Origin of the sequence: Streptomyces sp. NPDC058758, assembly GCF_042746075.1 — a bacterium.
Lineage (GTDB): Bacteria > Actinomycetota > Actinomycetes > Streptomycetales > Streptomycetaceae > Streptomyces.
On record NZ_JBHYPS010000091.1, the window covers coordinates 1 to 2,396 of the forward strand.

The 2,396-nt window shown below is 56.8% G+C and carries 1 rRNA gene; it reads left to right on the forward strand.

From position 1 onward, the window contains the following. Positions 1–2,364, forward strand: a 23S ribosomal RNA gene (locus ACFW6A_RS39100); the annotation flags it as partial. Between the last annotated feature and the right edge of the window lie 32 nt (positions 2,365–2,396).

The following is a 2,396-nucleotide window of genomic DNA, read 5'->3' on the forward strand; positions in this document are numbered from 1 at the left end:
AGTAGCACGCTCAAGACCCGAAGCGGAGTGATCTAGCCATGGGCAGGTTGAAGCGGAGGTAAGACTTCGTGGAGGACCGAACCCACCAGGGTTGAAAACCTGGGGGATGACCTGTGGTTAGGGGTGAAAGGCCAATCAAACTCCGTGATAGCTGGTTCTCCCCGAAATGCATTTAGGTGCAGCGTCGCGTGTTTCTTGCCGGAGGTAGAGCACTGGATAGGCGATGGGCCCTACCGGGTTACTGACCTTAGCCAAACTCCGAATGCCGGTAAGTGAGAGCGCGGCAGTGAGACTGTGGGGGATAAGCTCCATGGTCGAGAGGGAAACAGCCCAGAGCATCGACTAAGGCCCCTAAGCGTACGCTAAGTGGGAAAGGATGTGGAGTCGCAGAGACAACCAGGAGGTTGGCTTAGAAGCAGCCACCCTTGAAAGAGTGCGTAATAGCTCACTGGTCAAGTGATTCCGCGCCGACAATGTAGCGGGGCTCAAGCGTACCGCCGAAGTCGTGTCATTGCAGCAACAGGGCCAACGCCCGCTGTGATGGGTAGGGGAGCGTCGTGTGCCGGGTGAAGCAGCCGCGGAAGCGAGTTGTGGACGGTTCACGAGTGAGAATGCAGGCATGAGTAGCGATACACACGTGAGAAACGTGTGCGCCGATTGACTAAGGGTTCCTGGGTCAAGCTGATCTGCCCAGGGTAAGTCGGGACCTAAGGCGAGGCCGACAGGCGTAGTCGATGGACAACCGGTTGATATTCCGGTACCCGCTTTGAAACGCCCAATATCGAGCCCATCAATGCTAAGCCCGTGAAGCCGTTCCGGACCCTTCGGGGAAAGGAAAGTGGTGGAGCCGGCGAACCAAGGTGGTAGTAGGTAAGCGATGGGGTGACGCAGGAAGGTAGTCCAGCCCGGGCGGTGGTAGTCCCGGGGTAAGGGTGTAGGGCGTGTGATAGGCAAATCCGTCACACATACAGCCTGAGACCTGATGCCGAGCCGATTGTGGTGAAGTGGATGATCCTATGCTGTCGAGAAAAGCCTCTAGCGAGTTTCATGGCGGCCCGTACCCTAAACCGACTCAGGTGGTCAGGTAGAGAATACCGAGGCGTTCGGGTGAACTATGGTTAAGGAACTCGGCAAAATGCCCCCGTAACTTCGGGAGAAGGGGGGCCACCACCGGTGATGGAACTTGCTTCCTGAGCTGGGGGTGGCCGCAGAGACCAGCGAGAAGCGACTGTTTACTAAAAACACAGGTCCGTGCGAAGCCGTAAGGCGATGTATACGGACTGACGCCTGCCCGGTGCTGGAACGTTAAGGGGACCGGTTAGTGACCTTTCGGGGTTGCGAAGCTGAGAACTTAAGCGCCAGTAAACGGCGGTGGTAACTATAACCATCCTAAGGTAGCGAAATTCCTTGTCGGGTAAGTTCCGACCTGCACGAATGGCGTAACGACTTCTCGACTGTCTCAACCATAGGCCCGGTGAAATTGCACTACGAGTAAAGATGCTCGTTTCGCGCAGAAGGACGGAAAGACCCCGGGACCTTTACTACAGTTTGATATTGGTGTTCGGTTCGGCTTGTGTAGGATAGGTGGGAGACTGTGAAGCGGCCACGCCAGTGGTTGTGGAGTCGCCGTTGAAATACCACTCTGGTCGTGCTGGATGTCTAACCTGGGTCCGTGATCCGGATCAGGGACAGTGTCTGATGGGTAGTTTAACTGGGGCGGTTGCCTCCCAAAGGGTAACGGAGGCGCCCAAAGGTTCCCTCAGCCTGGTTGGCAATCAGGTGTTGAGTGTAAGTGCACAAGGGAGCTTGACTGTGAGACCGACGGGTCGAGCAGGGACGAAAGTCGGGACTAGTGATCCGGCGGTGGCTTGTGGAAGCGCCGTCGCTCAACGGATAAAAGGTACCCCGGGGATAACAGGCTGATCTTCCCCAAGAGTCCATATCGACGGGATGGTTTGGCACCTCGATGTCGGCTCGTCGCATCCTGGGGCTGGAGTCGGTCCCAAGGGTTGGGCTGTTCGCCCATTAAAGCGGTACGCGAGCTGGGTTTAGAACGTCGTGAGACAGTTCGGTCCCTATCCTCTGTGCGCGTAGGAATATTGAGAAGGGCTGTCCCTAGTACGAGAGGACCGGGACGGACGAACCTCTGGTGTGCCAGTTGTCCTGCCAAGGGCATGGCTGGTTGGCTACGTTCGGGAGGGATAACCGCTGAAAGCATCTAAGCGGGAAGCCTGCTTCGAGATGAGTATTCCCACCTCCTTGAGAGGGTAAGGCTCCCAGTAGACGACTGGGTTGATAGGCCGGATGTGGAAGCCCAGTAATGGGTGGAGCTGACCGGTACTAATAGGCCGAGGGCTTGTCCTCAGTTGCTCGCGTCCACTGTGTTAGTTCTGAAG